14 protein-coding genes and 1 pseudogene are annotated in these 15,481 nt (G+C 67.9%); 4 read left to right on the top strand and 11 right to left on the bottom strand.

All coding sequences use genetic code 11. The features are described from left to right. Window positions 1–73: 73 nt before the first annotated feature. From SK854_RS36435 to SK854_RS36395, 9 genes are all read right to left on the bottom strand, one after another. Complete coding sequence (locus SK854_RS36435) at window positions 74–202, bottom strand: hypothetical protein (RefSeq protein ID WP_319979690.1); 129 nt, start codon at window positions 200–202, stop codon at window positions 74–76. A 167-nt stretch (window positions 203–369) separates the two neighbouring features. Next, a complete protein-coding gene (locus SK854_RS36430; protein WP_319979689.1) occupies window positions 370–828 on the bottom strand; it encodes a hypothetical protein in 459 nt (152 codons plus the stop codon). After that, a complete protein-coding gene (locus SK854_RS36425; protein ID WP_319979688.1) occupies window positions 828–3,593 on the bottom strand; it encodes an ATP-binding protein in 2,766 nt (921 codons plus the stop codon). Before SK854_RS36425 ends, SK854_RS36430 begins: the two co-directional genes overlap by 1 nt. A gap of 4 nt (window positions 3,594–3,597) precedes the next feature. Next, window positions 3,598–5,463, bottom strand: coding sequence for a hypothetical protein (locus SK854_RS36420; protein ID WP_319979687.1), 1,866 nt, complete (start codon window positions 5,461–5,463; stop codon window positions 3,598–3,600). A 49-nt stretch (window positions 5,464–5,512) separates the two neighbouring features. After that, window positions 5,513–7,525: a hypothetical protein gene (locus SK854_RS36415; protein ID WP_319979686.1), complete on the bottom strand. Its 2,013-nt coding sequence runs from the start codon at window positions 7,523–7,525 to the stop codon at window positions 5,513–5,515. Beyond that, window positions 7,522–7,947 (bottom strand): hypothetical protein, encoded by a 426-nt coding sequence (locus SK854_RS36410; RefSeq protein WP_319979685.1) that lies wholly within the window; start codon window positions 7,945–7,947, stop codon window positions 7,522–7,524. The genes SK854_RS36415 and SK854_RS36410 overlap by 4 nt, the downstream gene beginning before the upstream one ends. Before the next feature lie 588 nt (window positions 7,948–8,535). After that, window positions 8,536–9,759: a wax ester/triacylglycerol synthase domain-containing protein gene (locus tag SK854_RS36405; protein ID WP_319979684.1), complete on the bottom strand. Its 1,224-nt coding sequence runs from the start codon at window positions 9,757–9,759 to the stop codon at window positions 8,536–8,538. Further along, complete coding sequence (locus SK854_RS36400) at window positions 9,759–10,379, bottom strand: SRPBCC family protein (protein ID WP_319979683.1); 621 nt, start codon at window positions 10,377–10,379, stop codon at window positions 9,759–9,761. Before SK854_RS36400 ends, SK854_RS36405 begins: the two co-directional genes overlap by 1 nt. Before the next feature lie 127 nt (window positions 10,380–10,506). Further along, window positions 10,507–10,680, bottom strand: coding sequence for a hypothetical protein (locus tag SK854_RS36395; RefSeq protein WP_319979682.1), 174 nt, complete (start codon window positions 10,678–10,680; stop codon window positions 10,507–10,509). 110 nt (window positions 10,681–10,790) lie between these two features. On the opposite strand from SK854_RS36395, the gene SK854_RS36390 reads away from it, so the two are divergent. Together SK854_RS36390 and SK854_RS36385 are read left to right on the top strand one after the other, a co-directional pair. Beyond that, complete coding sequence (locus SK854_RS36390; protein ID WP_319980050.1) at window positions 10,791–10,868, top strand: hypothetical protein; 78 nt, start codon at window positions 10,791–10,793, stop codon at window positions 10,866–10,868. Window positions 10,869–10,944: 76 nt separating this feature from the next. Next, window positions 10,945–11,505, top strand: coding sequence for a CBS domain-containing protein (locus tag SK854_RS36385; RefSeq protein ID WP_319979681.1), 561 nt, complete (start codon window positions 10,945–10,947; stop codon window positions 11,503–11,505). A gap of 175 nt (window positions 11,506–11,680) precedes the next feature. Here SK854_RS36385 and SK854_RS36380 read toward each other — a convergent pair whose 3' ends face one another. Both SK854_RS36380 and SK854_RS48320 read right to left on the bottom strand, forming a co-directional pair. Then, window positions 11,681–12,970 (bottom strand): hypothetical protein, encoded by a 1,290-nt coding sequence (locus SK854_RS36380; protein WP_319979680.1) that lies wholly within the window; start codon window positions 12,968–12,970, stop codon window positions 11,681–11,683. Window positions 12,971–13,138: 168 nt separating this feature from the next. Beyond that, window positions 13,139–13,336: pseudogene (locus SK854_RS48320) on the bottom strand (helix-turn-helix domain-containing protein); the annotation flags it as partial. 999 nt (window positions 13,337–14,335) lie between these two features. Between SK854_RS48320 and SK854_RS36375 the strand changes: the two are divergent. Further along, a complete protein-coding gene (locus tag SK854_RS36375) occupies window positions 14,336–14,740 on the top strand; it encodes a hypothetical protein (RefSeq protein ID WP_319979679.1) in 405 nt (134 codons plus the stop codon). A gap of 139 nt (window positions 14,741–14,879) precedes the next feature. Then, the gene (locus SK854_RS36370; RefSeq protein WP_319980058.1) at window positions 14,880–15,464 is read left to right on the top strand and encodes a hypothetical protein; all 585 of its coding nucleotides are present in this window, start codon (window positions 14,880–14,882) and stop codon (window positions 15,462–15,464) included. The last annotated feature ends 17 nt before the right edge of the window (window positions 15,465–15,481 follow it).

The raw sequence follows: 15,481 nt of genomic DNA, 5'->3' as shown, positions 1-15,481 counted from the left end.
TGCCCGAGCGTTCGCGCAGATTGGGAGCAGTGTGGGAGCACGAGCGATGAACACGTTCGCGATGCCCAGGTGGTCACCTGGTTTCGTCCGGTCTTTCCATGATCCAGGACCACTCGCCGTCCACTTCCCAGCGGCGCTGGGGTTGTTCGAGCAGCCTCAGCACGCGTGGCACCTCGTCCTCGACGAGCCAGGTCTCTTGCATGCCGGTTGCCCAACCGACCTGATTCGGGGCGCCCAGAGCGACGCTGCTCGCGGTGCGCGTCGCATGCGGTGATCACTCCGATCACCAAGAATTCTCGTGGTATTCGGGGAGCGGTGTCGGCAGAAACAGGCCCCGCGTGCCGATCGACGCCGAGGAACCGCGCTTGATCAGCGGCCCGGTGCGTCCCAGTCACCCGCATCCGCGGCGGGTGTGTCGAACGGCTCGGCCCCTTGCGGCCCATCGGTGTCGGTGGAAGAGATGCTCTGGTCGGTGTCGTCCTGGAGCTCCTGCGGTTCCTGGTCGTCCTCGGCCGGCTCGGGTTCCTCCTCCGGCTTGTCCTCGCGCTTGTCCTCGGCATTGGCGCCGTCTTGTGCCTTCCGCTGTTCCTCGTCCTCCAGATGCGGGGGCACATCGCGCGACTCGGCTTCTGGCCTTTCCTCGTCGGGGTAGGGGGTCGAGCCGTCGACCGGCTCCTCCGAGTCGAGCACCCTGTCGGCGTCGTCGTTGTTCTCGTGGGTCTGGTCCGGTTGCGACTCGGGCGCACTCTCCCCGGAGTCGACCGCCGAGTCGGCGGTCGGCGCGTCCGAGGGAGATGCGGCGTCGGCGGACCCGCTGTCAGCGCTCATCAGGACTCCTTGGGAAGGGTGAGGGCGTGAAGAGGCCAGGTCGTGGTCAAGTTGAGGAATCTCGTCGCGTCGAGGAACCGGTCACGGAGAACAGGCTCCTTGCTCAGGCGTGCCATGGCTGGTTCGTACGCGCGGTTGCCGGTGATCGTCTCGCGTGCCGGGCGCCACATGTCCGGATGTGCGCGCAGCTGAGCGAGTTGTTCCTTCGCCGTGCGCCCGGTCAGCGTCAGGCCGCGGGCCGCCCAGGACGGTGTGTCCGGGTGGGCTCCCGGTGACTCGGCGGTGCGCAGCGCGCTCAGCACGTCGATCCACCGGAACCGGCCCGCCTGCCACATCGGTTCCTTGCCGTCGCACGGTGTGATGCCGTCCAGGGTCCCCATCGCCACGTCCGCCAGGTGCTTCGCGAGCGACTCCGGCTGGTAGTAGTCGGCGAGACCGGTGTACCGGGCGTCGACGGACGTCTGGATCCCGTGTGCGACAGCGCATTCCAGCGTCCTGCGGTCCACCTCGCCCAGCCCGCGCGACCACTCGGCGTCCGGACGGGGTGCCGGCCGGCCGACCAGGTGGGCCACGGTGAGCAGTTCGATCCACAACACGAACCGCGGCGACCCTGCCAGCCGCGCCGCGAGCCCGATCTCCCGCAGGGAGCACGGTTTCGCGGTGCACGAACGCCCGCAGGCCACGCTCCGCGAACGCAGCACCGGGGGAGGGGCGGTGGCCGCCGTGGCCTCGCGGCTCTCACCGAGCGGCACGGTGACGCGGATCGGGCGGTCCATGCCGTCGACGAACACCACGGCACGGCCGGGCGGCAGCGACACGACGTGCCGGGACTGGTCCTCGTCGAGGTTCATGGTCGCGCCGACCACCTCGCGGTCGTCCAGCGCCGGCAGACGGTGGATGATCTTGAGCGCGGTGTTCTTGACCACGTCCGGGACGATCTTGGCCGGGATCTGCTCCGCGATCACGATGCCCTCGCCGTAGGCGCGGATCTCCGCGAGCAGGGCCGTGAACAGCTCGATGGCGTGGGCCGCCGGCGAGCCCTCCTGGGTGCGCCGGAGCAGCCGGTGCGCCTCCTCGATCACCGTGACGTGCCGCAGTTCCACGGGGCCGGGCGTGCGCCTGGTGCGCAGGTGCTGGTGCAGCCGGATGAGCACGGCGCCGATGAAGAACGCCTTGTCCTGGTCGTTGCCGACGTCCTCGATCTCGAGCACGACGTTGCGTCGCAACAACTCCGCGACGTCGAGGGGGTGGCCGCCCTCGAAGAACCGGCCGGGCGTGCCGAGGCGCAGCGAGCCCAGGCGCACGTCGATGAAGCCGCGGACGTTGTCGGTGATCTCCTTGCCGTAGCCGATGCCGTCGACGACCTCCAGCGCGGTGCGTTGCAGGTCGCTCAGGGTGGGGTAGCGGGGCGTGATGCCGGGCAGGCGGGACTCGTTGAGCACGGTGTCCCAGCCGAGGTCGGCGTAGCAGCGGTTCAGGGCGTGGCTCAGCACCTGGGGGAACGGTTCGTCGGCGTCGAACGCGGCGAGGAACAGTGCGCGGACGAGGTCGATGTGGGTCTGGATGGGAAAGCCGGGTTCGGGCTCCAGCGGGTTGAGTCCCACCGGGAGGGCGTCGGGGTCGCCGGGACGGATGACCACCACCTGGTCGCCGCCGATCCGGCCGGCCATGGCCGCGTACTCGGCCTTGGCCGGCTCGATCACGAGCCACGGCACGTGCGCGTGGTGGAGCTGTTCGAGCAGGTGGCGCGCGGTCTGGGACTTGCCGCCACCGGTGGCCCCCGTGACGAAGGTGTGCCGGTTGAGCGTGGCGGGATCCACGCCGAACGACCCGGCCGGCTGGTCGGACTCGTCGAGGACCACGCCCAGCCCGATCGGCCCGTCGCGTTCCGGGGTCACGTCGAACGTCGCCGGTTCGACGAGCCGGATGCCCGGGAGTTCCTTGCGCGGAGGGCGGGCCACGGCGGCCAGCAGTTCGCTGCTGGCGGTGAACGGGAAGCGGGGCCCGTCCGCGTCTCCGGCGAGCGGGACGGCCGCGGACTCGAACGAGCCGATCGCCGATCCGGGGACCAGGACGTAGGGCAGTTCGCCGAGCTCGCTCGCGCCGCACAGCAGGGCCGCCGCCCGCCGCACGCCGATCTCGGACACCCCGCCGACGAGCAGCCGGACGTTCCACGTGCCGCTGGTCCGCGCCCGGCTGAGCTCCCGGTAGCGGGCCTGGGCCCGTTCCAGCGCGACCTGGTCCGCCTCGGAGTTCTCCCTGCGGCGCATGCGGGGGATCGAGGTGGACAGCCGCAGCAGCTCTCCGTCCACTTGGGACGCCGGCAGCGGTTCGGCGACCACCAGCCAGGCGAACGGATCCCGCAGGTGTGTGACGTAGTCGTCGAACCCGCCTCGCGCGCCGACGTCGTCTGCCGTCCACAGTGGATCGACCTGGCCGGAGCACGACGTCCAGCAGGGGAACTCGGCCACGTCCAGCTGGGTGCGCTCGCCGGTCGCTCCCGGCGGGTACAACAGCGGCCCCGTTTCCCCGCCCGCCGGTGGGAAGCGCGGCCGGCCGCCGACCACGAACCGCAGCCGCCCCTCGTCCGGGAGCCTGCACCACGCCACGGCGATCGCGGCGTCGGCCTCGCCGGAAAGCTCGGCGTGCGCGCCGGTCAGCGCCGCGAACAACTGCGCGGGCACGGGATCGGGCAGCGCCGGGTCGTCCGGTGGCCGTGGTGCCGACAGGACCCGGTGGAAGCGGAAGCCGTCCAGGACGCCCACGGCGTCAGCTCCTCGGGAACTGCGCGACGCGGTCCAGCGACGTGATGCCGGGGTTGCAGTCCCCGATCACGACCCGCCGTTCGGACGGAAGGCTTTCCACGAGGACGAACGCCATGAGGGCGAGCGACTGCAGGGTCGTGGGCTCGACGACGTACTCGTGGACCCTGCTCTCCGCGTCGCCTTTGGTGATGGTGTCACCGGTTGATTGGTTCACCGACTCGGACCAGCCGGAGCTCAGCGACTCGGTGAACGAGGTCCCCGTCGTGGTGCTCCCGGATCCGCCTCTGGAACTGATGAAGAAGTGCGCCGCATCCTGGTTCCACGACGTGCCCCTGGTCTTCGACCGGGTGTCGGTGTTGCTCTCGCCCACCGAGGCGCTCGTCGTGTTCGCTGTGCCCTTCGTGAGGGTGGTGCTCGCCTGGGTGGTCGTCTGGCTGAGCACGAACTTGTAGCCCTTGCCGATGAACTCGGCGGCCGCGGCGGCGTCCTGGGCGTTGCCCAGCCGCATCAGGATCGCGGCGCTGTCGGAGCTGCCGAGCAGCTCCTTGAGGTCACCGCGCAGCCGTTCCATCATCAGGATCAGCCGCAGGCCCACCCGGCGGCACTGCTTGGCCAGCATCTCCAGAGCCTTCAGCCCCATCGCGTCAGCGCCGACGACGAACAGCACGCGGTCGCCGCCGTCGCGCAGTCCGCGCACGTCGTGCAGCAGCCGGTGGAACACCACCCGGTCCAGGAAGTCCTTCCGCCGGGACTCGTCATGGGTCGTGTTCACCACGGTGAGGCCGCCGAGGTCCCACATCTCGCTCAGCGATGCCTTGCCGTTGCCCGAGTCGTTCCCCTGGATCATCTTCCGCAGGGAGCTGATGAGGAACTGCAGTTCCTGCTGGACGCGTTCGCCCTGGCCGAAGTTGTCCACGGCGGACGACAGCAGGGTCAGCTCCTCCGCGTCCAGTGTGCGGTCCGTGACGCTGTCGTAGTTGCGGCGCACCACCTCCAGCCCCGCGACGACCCGGCTGAAGGTGGGGACGCCCGTCAGACGGCTGAGCACGGTTTCCAGCAGGTCCGCGTCCAGGGCTCGCAGATCCACGTGATCACCCTGCTCGCGCAGCGTGTGCACGGCCTGGGCGAGCAGTTCCGCCGCCTCGTCGGGGGCGAGCCCGGCCAGCAGGTCGTACCGGTCCACGTGCGTGGGCAGCTCGATCTGGGTGATCCGGTGACCGCGGTCGAACATCAGCCCGGCCAGGGCACTGGTCACGTACTGCTCGCTGAAGTCGGCGACCGTCAGCTTCGTGCCTGCCTGCGCGAGCGAACACCCCAGGGTGGCCAGCAGGTTGGACCAGCTCTCCGCCGTGCCGCCGAACACGTCCACCCGGCTCGGTCCCGACCGCAGTCGCAGCGGGTGCCACAGCTGTGCCGCCTCCAGCCTGGCCCACTCGGCCCGCTCGTGCGCCTTCCGCCGGTTCTCCCAGTCCTGCTGTGCCTTGAGCAGCCGGTTGTAGTGCGTCTGGCGAGCCGCCCTGGCCCGCGAGAGGATGAACCCGAGCCGCACCAGCGGCAGGACGATCGGGACGACGACGAACGCCACAACGGCGCCCACCAGGACGAAAGCCGCCAGCTCGTCCGCACTCGCGTACTTCAGCACGACGAACAAGACGAAGGTGACCAGCAGGCGCCGGAACAGCCTGCCGGCCGAGTCGGCGATTCCCTCCCGCAGGACGCTCACGTCGGGTTCCCGCGGCTCCCGCCACTCCGGCATGTCACCTTCCTCCGGGTGAGGGGTGATCGGTGCGGGCGGGACGTACTCCCAGCCCCACCGCTCCTGCGGGACGAAAAGCCGTTCAGCGAGCGTGACACTCGTAGAACCGGTCAAGACAACCTCTCCTGGTGATCGGGTCCGCTTCGCCGCGCCTCCTGCGATGTCAGGGGGTGGCCTGCGTGTTCTTCTTCGGAGCTCTCGCGGAGAGGTCGTACTCCTTCTCCACGTGGCCCTTGTACCGCGACCTGAGGTCGGAGTCCTCCACCTGCGCCTGGACCTGGAAGTAGCGCACCCGGCGCTGGTCGCCCTCCACCTGACCCTTCTCGTCCTGCTCGCGGGCCTCGATGATCTCGGCCGCCTTGTCCCGCTCGGCCGCGAAGGCCTTCTGGGCGGTGCCGAGGTCCTGGGTCTTGAACTCGCTGCGCAGATCGCCGAGCGTCTTGTCGCGTTGGGGACCCTCTGGTGATTTCAGGGCGGCGTCGATCCGGTCGTGGGCGGCGCCTGCCCTCTCGTGCAGGCCTTTGAGCATCCGGTCGAGGTACTCCGGGTGGCCCTGTTCGAACCCGCCGGAGGTGCCTCGGCCCGCGCTCGCCCCCTTCACCTCGTAGATCCGGAACTGGGGGCTTCGTTGCCCGTCGTCCAGTTCGAGGACCACGTCGAGGTGACCGGCGCCCCGGTCGGGCAGTTCGGCGACCGTGCGCAGCGGCGGCACGGAAATGTCCTTCTCGAGGTCCGCGATCCGGTGCTCGATGGCGATGTGCCCCAGGAACTCGCCGAAGTAGTTCCTCATCTGTGCGTGGTCGGCGCGTTCGTCGGCGCCGTCGCCGCCGAACACGTCCGGCGACGGACTTCGCCGAGCGTCTGAGAACCGATCGGCGGTGTCGTCGAGGTGTGCGTTCCGTGCACGCCTTTCCTCGTAACGGGCCACGACCAGTTCGGCCTCGGCTCCCCGCACGGCCTCGGCGGCACGGGCCCGTTCGGTGGGCGGGGCAGCGGCCAGCGACTGCTCCGCTTCCGCGCGGGCCGTCCGCGCGGCTTCGACGGCCTTGTCAGTCCTGGCGAACTCGGCACCGGTGTCGCCGAGCCGCGCGCCGGGATCGACGGTGCCGTGGGCGTCTGTGAGCTTGACGGCGAAGTCCTCCTCCGCGTCCTTGGCCGCGTCGCGAGCGGAGGTGGCCGTCCGCACGTCCGTCGCGGCGGTTGCCCGCCTCTCGTGTGCGGCGGCGAGAGCGCTTTCCGCCTCGTCGGTCGGCGAACCCGACCGCCGGGCCTCGGCCAGGGCCGCTCCCGCCTGCTCGACCTCGCCTTGGGCGTACTCGTGCTTCGCTTCGGCGAGCCGAAGCTCGGCCTCTTTGGTCTTCGACTCGCCCGTGTACTTCTGACTCAGCGCCCACTCCTCACCCGCTTCGCGCACCTGCTGCGGGTCGACGTCGGCCGGCCATGATTCCCAACTGGTCTGGTACACCCGGGCAGTCACGGCCGCCACCTGGTCGCCCTGTGCCCTGCGCACCGCCGCCTCGGCCACCTCGACCGGTCCCCGAGCGCGGTTCTCCCGTGCGATGTCGAGGTTCTGCTGGGCCTTCGCACCCTTGGCGGGGTCGCCACCGGCCTCGGCGAGTTCCTTCTGCGCCTGGAGGACCTCTTTGTCCAGGCGCTTCAGGTGGTGCTCGCCGTCCGCGGCCACGAACCGCTCCTGGAAGCCGGGCCGGGTGTGCGCGATCCGGTCCGCTCGCTCCTGATCTTCTTGCGGCAGCGAGTCCCGTGAACCCACCACCACCTTGCAGTCGTCGCGGAATCGGGCGGTCTCCCGGGCCTTGACCTCGAAGGTGCCGTCGTCGTTGCGGCGGAGCATCGGCACTTCGAACCCGAACACCTTGCCGTTCATCGCGGTCTGGTTCCGCGCCGGATGCGCGTACGGGCTGTCGAAGGCGCCGGTCCAGTGCTGACTGAAGAACGCCTCGGCCGCGGTGCCACCACCGTTGAGGATGGCCACGATCCGGTCGTGCGCCTGTTCGGGAGTGGAGGCCGTCCAGCTGTCGTCGGCGTCCTGGTCCTGCAGCGGCCGCTCGTCGGTGAGCGCGAGGTCGGCGTCCAGTTCCCGCTCCTCTGAGCTCGTCTCCGGTGACTTCGCGTCCTCGGCGTCCTCCACCGATCCTTTGCCGATGTCCGTGTTCACGTGATGTGACCGCCTGGCAGGTTGGCATCGATCCCGTACGCGGCTGAGATGGCGACGGCGGCGTTGTCGACGTGTCTGTCGAACTCGTCGTCCTGCTTCGGCGGGGCGGGCTTCTGCTCGTCAGCCCGCCGTTCATGCCGTTCCTGGCGTTCCGGTCGCTCCTCGGGTTCGTCAGGCTCGGCGTCGGTTTCCGGCAGGGGCCTTTCCTCGCGTTCCATCCGATCGCCGTCGGTTTCCTCCAGAGCGGGACGCTCTGCGCTCTCCGGCACCGGCTGTGGCGTCTCGACCCGCGCTTCTCCGCCGCCGATGCCGGCTCTCTCGGTGTTCAAAGCTTCCGCGACCCGCTTCCCCCCGATTTCAGGAGCAACAGATTGCTCTGGCGCATTGGACGTGTCAACGGCGCCGGTTGAAATGGCCTTCAATTGGCAACATCGGAATGCGCCACACCCGCAGAATTCTTCATCGTGCGGAATTCAGGCCGCCTGCCGGTGAAATTCGCTCGGTGGAACCGAATGGTCCCTGAACCGTGCGGCTGCTCCGGGCGTTGAGGTAGCGCGGCCCGTCATGAGCCGGTAGCTTCCGATTCCTCATTCGTGACAGGCGTTCGATTCGGCTCTCGTCGATACAGGTGTCGACGATCGCCGCGTCGCCGGCCAGGAGTCAGCCGCTGATCTTGAGCGCTCAGCGCGCTGGACCGATGACGAGGCCTCGCTCGAAGAGTTGAAGGCCGCGTTGCTGAGTGGCCGACCGGAGGGTTCATCGGCTGCGGGAGCCCGAGCGATCCCCACGTTCGCGACGCCCCGGTGGTCACCTGGCTTCGTCTGGGTTCGCTGTTCGCGGACACCGCGATGACCGAAACCGTTGTGCGGGTGCGGAGTCTGGTGATCACTTCCGGGCCTTTGGCGCCGGGAGTCCAGGATCGAGCACCGCGGCATCCGGGTTGCCTTCGGAAACGAGGGCGCGTCTGACAATTTCTCGGCACGACGTCGGCTGAGCGGTGGCCGAGGCGTTCAGGTGAGCAGGTCGAGCTCGTTCTGCAGGGCCTCGGTGAGCACGAGCAGGTCAGGCACATGATCTGGATCGGAGACCACCGTGATGGTGAACGCGTCCACATAGGACAGGGCCGCGAACGCCACCGTCACGTTGCCGGTGGTGGCCGACAGCGGGATGAGGGCGACGACCTGCGCGCCGCCCAGGCGCATCGGGTGATCAGGGCCGTGCACGTTGGTCACGACGGTGTGCACCATGCGTTGGTGGTTCATGAACCAGTCCGCCATCCCGAGGACTTTCAGCGTCCGGAAAATGGGCGCGACCGACGTGACTGATCTCTTGTGCGACCGGGTGATGGCGGCGATTCGCGTCAGACGGGAACAGGGGTCGCCGCCGGTCGGCAATGCGACGGGCATGACGCCGGTGCTGTTGCCGAGGTGAGTGGCGGTGGTCGAGCGGCGCGTCGACACGGGAATCGAGACGACCAGTTCGTCGAGGTGGTCGTCTCGGCCGTTCAGCACCGTGCCGAGTGCGCCCGTGACGGCGGTGAGCAGAGCATCGTTGACCGTGCCCCCGCAGCGGTGTGCGGCCGCATGCAGTCTGGAGACGCTGGCCCGTGCCATGGTTTGCCGCCGCCGTGATCCGGTGGGGTGGTTCAGGGAGCAATGTGAACCGAGTGACGGCCACTGAGGCCCGGCGAAGGAGCCGCGCTCACGCGGTCTCAGCCGGGCCGTCCAGGCGTCCTTCGCGAGTTCCCGGCGGGAAGGCGCAGGGGCGGGAAACGGCCCGGTCTCGGCACGAGGTGCCCCGTCGACCAGGTTCGCCAGCACCGCCAGGCCGCCGATGCCGTCGGACAAGACGTGGTGAAATACCAGGACCAGCGCCGCCCTGCCTCTTGTCAGCCCGGTCACCAGCGTCGCCGACCAGAGTGGCGACGAGTGGGGCAACGGACGAGTCACCAGCGAGGAGGCGATGCCCAGCAACACCGCGTCGTCGCCGGGAGCCGGGCAGACCACCCGATGCACGTGCCGGGAGATGTCGAACCCGGCATCGTCGACCCAGACCGGGCGACCACAGCCGAAGGGTGCCCGGACCAGACGCCGGCGCAGCCGCGGAACGGTCCGGACGCGGTCCGCGAGCACGGCCTCGACGCCGCCGGGGTCCCGTTCCAGCACCACCACGGCGCCGACCTGCATGCCAGAGGCCAGCGACACCAGGTCGTCGGAGCTCGTCCGGTCGATCATCAGAGGTACCGCTCGGCCCGCTCTTTGATGCCGCGCAACATCTTCTGCTCCATCACCAGGCTTCCCGGCTCCATCACGAGCTGGTTGAACCACCGGACGGGCAGCGACGCGTCGGGAACGGCGATGCGGTTGCGACTGATCAGCCTGGTCCCGCCGGGGATCTCCTGCAGCACGAACGCCCAGACCCACCGGCCGTCGTCGGAACGCAGCACGAGCGCGTGATCGGGTTCGAGAACCTCCACCAGCAGCTTCGGGCCGCCGTCGCCGACCGGCAGGACGTCACCGATGTGCAGGTCCTGGAACTGCGGGAGGATCTCGTCCGCGCTGTGCATGTTCAAGCCGAACAGGTTCTCGATCCAGTCGTAGGTGTAGGCACCGCCCCGCCCGCTGCCCATCTGCACCAGCCACGGCCAGATGCGGCTGGGAGGTGTCTCGACGGTGATCGCGCGTGTGGTCAGCAGGTCGGGCCGGAGCAGCAGGTCGTCACCGGGCAACGTGGCCCGTGCCTCCTCCTCGGTCGCGCCCCAGGTCTGGCACCACTCGCGCCACAACAGCGGATACGACGCCACCGCCGCGGCGGTGACGCCCGCTGCCAATCCCACGACTTTGTTCGTCCTCATGAGTTCTACGGTGCTTCAGCGTGTGCGGATTGCTCAGGGTCGTAGGACCCGACCTGGCAAGGTCGTCCGCAGTCCGGTCATCGGGTTTGGTGTGCGGTGTCAAGGCCGTCGCGGGGACCGTGACCTGTCAGCACGTCGGTCCGACCAGGCCCGTCATCGACGATCCGACGCGGAACATCATCGTCTTGCCTGCTGGCGCGCAACCGGTGCGGCTCGTACCGGGACGGCGCGGGTGTGCGAAGAGGGTCCGGCGGTCGCACTCGCTGCCCACGGTGCGCGGCGCGGTGCTGATCGTGCTCATGACCTCGCAGGACTTCACCAGGTGGTGCTGCGTGATCGGCCGGTGCGGGCCTTGATGCGCTACGGAGCCGAGGCGCAGTTGCTGGTCGTGGGCACGGGGGTTTCGCGGGCATGGTGATCGGTCCGACCAGTCAGGCGCTCGTGCACCATGCCCCGTGCCCGCTGGCGATCGTCCGCACACCGAAGTGACTCAGGACCAACGTCACCGCGCAGGAATGGCCTACCGCACTGCCGACGCGCCACCGCGAGGCAGACGCTCAGCGCCATGAACGCTGCAGATGTGATGTCCAGTCCGGCGGTGTCGGTGAACCCGGTCACCACGGTCCGGGCGGCGAGCGCCGTGCTGGGCGACCACGGGTTTGCCGCTCTGCCGGTGGTGGACGACGAGGGCAGGCTGATGGGCGTCGTCTCCGGTGTCGACCTGTTGCCGGCCGGAATGTCACCGGAGACCGCCCACTCGCCGGTCGCGCGGGTGATGCGCGGATCTGTGATCAGCGCACCCGTCACAGCCTCGCCCGCGGAGTTGACCGCGACCATGTTGTCGCAGCGCCTGCGATGCCTGCCGATCGTGACGGAAGGGCAGGTGCTCGTCGGTGTCGTGAGCCGCAGCGATCTCCTGCGCATTCTCACGCCGGCGGACGCTGTGCTGGCGGCGCGGGTGGAAACGGCCCTGCGCGCGTACAGCGGCCGCCCGCGCTGGACGGTTTCGGCGCTGGACGGGGAAGTGAGCGTGTCCGGACCGTTCTCCGACCATGCGGAACGCAAGGTGGTCGAAGCCCTCGTGCGCACAGTGCCCGGAGTCAGAGGGACTCAGGTGGCCTGCTGAAGGACGAAGATCCTGAGGCGGCCAGGCCTCCGGCCACTGACCATCACGTGATGCCGGCCCGATAGAAGACGCAGATCCCACGGACGAGGAGTGGGGCGCGGAGAGCGCTCGACGCGAGGCCAAGCAGAAGGACTCAAAGAGCGGTTGACCGTCGTTGACACGAGAACGACGGCGCTCAACGTTGCGCCACCGCCTTGGCGGTGATCAGAACGGGCTCCTCGGTGAGGGTGATGGTGTCGCCCGGCTGCACTGCCTTGATGCTTCCGTCGAGGTAGTGGATCGACTCCGCATTCCTGTCCGCGACGACTGACGCAGTTCCCTTGTCAGTCCATCTGATCGTCGCGTCGTAGGTCCGGTCGGGCTCCCGGATCGTGAAGTCGCATTGAAAGACGTTCTCCGGCAGGTTCGCGGCGTTTCCGCGGCCACAAGAACGGCTGTACGCACGGCGGAGCCAGCTCTGCAAGCGGTCGACGGCGAGCGCGGCGCTGGTGGGCACCCCGCCGACCGGCTGCAGGACGAGCGGGATCTTCGTGCCGCCCCAGTTGTAGAAGTACATGCGCTCGAGGTTGCTCTTCCGCGCGTAGATTCCCACCAGGAAGAACCGCACGGCGTAGTTCCGGGCGGTGGTCTCGTCGAGCCGCGGCTGCGACGCGACGGAGTACGTGGTTCCGGTGTTCCACACCTTCGGATGCGCTCCGACCTCGTGCATGACGCGGTCGATCGAGGTGGTGAGCTCCAGCATCGTTTCCGGAGGGTCGGACGCCTGGCGCTGGAACAGTTTGACGCTCGCAACGTCGCAATGATCGTATCCGCCGAGCTCGGCGAACCGCCGGTAGAAGGACACGCCCTCGGCAGTCCACAACTGCCCCATTCCCGGGCACGCGATCGTCGCCTTCGGGTCGCTCGACCGGATGATGACGCTGGCGCGACGGGCCATGTCGACCAGGGTCTCCACGCCGCCCGTGTAGAACTTCTGATCGTTGGCCAGCACCCACAGCTCGTACGCCTCGATCCGCCCCCGGTACCGATCCGCCACAGCCCGGACGAACGTCTCCCAGTCCGCCAGGTCGGTCGGCGGTGCGGCAGTGCCGTCCGAGTACGGGCCGGCCGAAGCGGCGGGATTGGCCCACCTCGGCGTGCTGCCGAAGACGAACAGCGGCGACACACCCGCCTTCTCCGCACCGTTCACCAGACGATCCGGCGCGGACCAGTCGAACTCGCCTCGCTGGCGCTGGATCTCCGACCACCGCGTGCCGCTGTCCCAGAACCGGACGGCACCGACGCGGAACGAGGGCATCGCCCCCGTACCGCTGTTGATCGTGACTCCGAACAGCTTGCTCGGCACCGGCGCGGCCGGCAGCGTCCACGCCGGTCCTGAGATCACCTGCTCCGCCGGGTCACCGGTCACGTCAGCGGACTTGCCAGGCGTGCTCGCGACCAGGAACACCGCCGCCGACGCTGTCACCGTGCCCATTACGAGCCAGCGCCGGAACCGGTCGAACCTGATCCGACGAGGCTGTGGCGGGGTGGGATGCTCGATGTGAGCGTGGAGAGGAACCGTTTTCACGTCAGCGCAGTCGTCCACGGGGGCTGTGGCACGCAGCCACAGGCGGTGCAGCTGAACCATTTCATCCCGGCTGGCACCGCACGCCAAAGCGATGCGCTCCACGATCGCAAACTCACGCGGCACGCTCAATCCCGTGCAATACCGGTGCACCGCGGACTTGCTCAGGTGAACCTTCCGCCCGATGCCGTCGTAGCTGAGACCGCTGGCCACCTTGAGCTGCTCGAGGCGGTTCCCGAGATCTCGGGCGCGCCTGTCGTCAGTCATGATCCTCCCCGATCACTGCTCGGTCTGGCACGCGCCACAGAGTCGAAACGGCCAAGTCGATGATCGGCGCGGTCCACTGCGCCGCGGCGGATCGTGGTATTGATTCGGCACACTCTCTTTCCATGATCCATCGCGTCTGTCATAGCAGGAACGTCTCGCGGCAACCACCGGTTCAATGAAGTGAATTAGTCACCCGATCAGGTGATCCAAGGAGGGTGATATTCCACAAATGTGGTCATAATTTGCCTTTGATCATGGGTGGTGGCGGCCAATTCGCAGATCTGACAGTGGTTGAGGAACTAGGTACCCAGCCTGGCCATCACGCCAGCTCTGTGCCCCACTCACGGAACCAGCGTGATGGCAGAGATCAATGACGTCCCGCCTCCGGTCGAGTCAGTGGCGGCCGCTTCCCGCTGCAATTCGAACTCGAAGTTGCATGCCAGGCCAGTGTCCAGCACCGGCAGTCGGACGTCGGTGACATGAAGAAGATCTCATTTCTGCGCAACGCCGGACGCGCGGGCGAACCCATAAGAGTTTCCTCGCGATTGCCGTAACCGCAGGACGTGCTTTGCAACTGATTGAGAAACCGTCGCAGCTTCTGCGGCCAACGTTGCGGGCGCCGGCCGCTGCCGACCGGTTGTAGCACGATGAGATCTTCTGAGACGTCTTATTGCTCCTTGAATGGAATATCCAGCGCGCTTCGGGAACGACGGAACGCCGCTCAACACGCTGCGCCTGCAACAGGCCGATGGATGATTGTGTCCCGCATCCCAAGGACACGCATTCGCGCAGGTCAGAGCATGCATCTCGTCCCAGCGTCCCAGCCTCTGCGAGACCACTTACAACTCGTGCGCCACGTCGAGATGCTGATGACGGGAGCAGGACGGGTCAGGCTCCCGAGGAAAACACAAGGAGGTAGCGATGATGCGTGTCAGCACGAGAACGAAGCGAAGCTTGGCGGCGACCGCAATGGTCTTGGGGATGTCCCTGGGTGCCACCATGATCACGGCTGAACCAGCGCTGGCGAGAGAGGGGTGCTTCTTGGGCATGGTCTGCGGTGAAGTGAGCAACTACACCGGCCACACGATGTCCTACACAGACTCCCTTTTCGAGGGAACGAAGCACCGATGCGACGTATGGAACAGCGAAAAAGGAAACCGCTGGCGTTGGGCGGACAAGGTGAAGTGCAACCAGCACGATCTGGCCGAGGGTCAACGCGGCGGCCCCCTCACCGGGCTTGACGTGGACGCCTTCACCTTCAATGCCCATAGCTATGAGGTGAAATTTCACGGCGATTCCTGGCGGCCGGTGAAACAGGGCGCGTGGACCAGAATCGGCAGCGCGCAAATGGTTTCGTGCACGTCCTCGCGCACCATCCGGTGCAATATTTATGACCGCTGGTGAAACTGTGGTCAGTTGGCCATCGGTGGCCTGCCGTCTCCTTTTCGTTCGCGGCGTCCGCATTTCTGCGAGCGCTGCGAACGGGAAATTCAGTGACCGTCAATGAATTCGGCGGATTCTGCGGAGACAACGGACCGCTGCTGTGATCACCGGCAAGCAGCTGTGCGCGGAGGTCGACGCCGGTGACCGGCCGGGCACCACGAGCGGTGAGGTGGAGCGGATCGCGCAGCTGGAGCGGGAGAACCGTGAGCTGCGGCGGGCGAACCAGATGCTGAAGCGGCGTGGATTCGGGCTAGGACGTCAATCGTTTCCAGGTCTCGCCCGATGGCGAGCATCAGAACGGAGTGAAGCAATGCGGAAATCGTTCAGGCGGTCACTGGCCGCAGTCTCCTTGGCGGCTGCCGTCTCCACCGCCGGTGTCGTCGCCGCTCCCGCGGCCCAGGCGCACGACGGATGGGCCGTCTGCAAATACCTGACCAACGGTCATCTTTGTGCTCGCGGTGTCGACGGCGGTCGGTCGACGGACATCTTGTACCACAAGACCGGCGGCGAAAAGGAGATCACGGCACGCTTTTACCTGATCTGGAGCGTCACCGGAGAAAAGGTCTACGACAACGGCTCGTTCAAATTGCGCCGCGGAGTCGCATCCTTCGTCTTCAGCGGCGCCCGATTCGTGAACTACCGCAGGTGCATGGAGGTTCAGGGGCAGGGCAGTTTCTGCGTTTGAGTCGGACAGCGAGCAGC

The organism is Lentzea sokolovensis (assembly GCF_033949975.1).
GTDB lineage: Bacteria > Actinomycetota > Actinomycetes > Mycobacteriales > Pseudonocardiaceae > Lentzea > Lentzea sokolovensis.
This window is presented reverse-complemented; position numbering and strand designations above follow the sequence as displayed.

What these genes read in the sequence shown, in the direction of transcription:
- SK854_RS36390 (WP_319980050.1), top strand. Translation starts at nt 10,791, where the DNA reads ATGGTGATCGGTCCGACCAGTCAGGCGCTCGTGCACCATGCCCCGTGC.
- SK854_RS36385 (WP_319979681.1), top strand. Translation starts at nt 10,945, where the DNA reads ATGAACGCTGCAGATGTGATGTCCAGTCCGGCGGTGTCGGTGAACCCG.
- SK854_RS36400 (WP_319979683.1), bottom strand. Translation starts at nt 10,379, where the DNA reads ATGAGGACGAACAAAGTCGTGGGATTGGCAGCGGGCGTCACCGCCGCG.
- SK854_RS36435 (WP_319979690.1), bottom strand. Translation starts at nt 202, where the DNA reads ATGCAAGAGACCTGGCTCGTCGAGGACGAGGTGCCACGCGTGCTGAGG.
- SK854_RS36395 (WP_319979682.1), bottom strand. Translation starts at nt 10,680, where the DNA reads ATGAGCACGATCAGCACCGCGCCGCGCACCGTGGGCAGCGAGTGCGAC.
- SK854_RS36430 (WP_319979689.1), bottom strand. Translation starts at nt 828, where the DNA reads ATGAGCGCTGACAGCGGGTCCGCCGACGCCGCATCTCCCTCGGACGCG.
- SK854_RS36375 (WP_319979679.1), top strand. Translation starts at nt 14,336, where the DNA reads ATGATCACGGCTGAACCAGCGCTGGCGAGAGAGGGGTGCTTCTTGGGC.
- SK854_RS36405 (WP_319979684.1), bottom strand. Translation starts at nt 9,759, where the DNA reads ATGATCGACCGGACGAGCTCCGACGACCTGGTGTCGCTGGCCTCTGGC.